Annotated in this window: 1 protein-coding gene and 1 pseudogene; both read left to right on the forward strand. The window is 43.2% G+C overall.

Annotation, left to right across the window (positions count from 1 at the left end; all coding sequences use genetic code 11):
• A pseudogene (locus R7O13_RS30560) lies at positions 1 to 199 on the forward strand (hypothetical protein); the annotation flags it as partial.
• Between the two features lie 36 nt (positions 200 to 235).
• Entirely contained in the window at positions 236 to 364 is a 129-nt protein-coding gene (locus R7O13_RS30565; protein WP_005477316.1) for a hypothetical protein, read from the forward strand.
• Positions 365 to 528 lie beyond the last annotated feature (164 nt).

A 528-nucleotide genomic window follows, 5' to 3' on the forward strand; every position in this document is an offset into this window, starting at 1 on the left:
GGCCGATGCTGCGCGTCAGCGTTACGAGCAATCCAATGTAAAAAACGACATTTCGTTTAAAGCCTTCAAACGCGCCTTCTACAACGAATCCATCGAGATCTATAACTTGACCGATGGCGCAGCCATTCAAAAAGTCTTTACGCCATTAATTATGCTTGCCACCGCTTGGATTGTGTTTGTGTGCTCTGTTTCGAACTAAGCACGCAAATACACTCCAAGAGGGATGAGAATCATCATGCCTAAGATAACGTTACTTCTGCTGGCCACTACAATTGGTATTGGCATTACCGGCGCTGCATTTTGTGTTGGTGTGACTTACGCATTTACTCAGTTACCGTTAGAAAGCTGGTTTCTAAACCCATAAATACAAAAAAGCAGAACTCGATGGGAGTTCTGCTTTTCATTGTTTATTTGGCCGTAACTCGGATGAAACCTAGAATTCCCGGTTCATTTTTTCCAAACACAATAGAAAGGTTGATTGCTGCTCTGGCTCAATATGACGAGTAAGATCACGCACAAGATCAAGGT

This window comes from Vibrio sp. Y176, assembly GCF_033438945.1.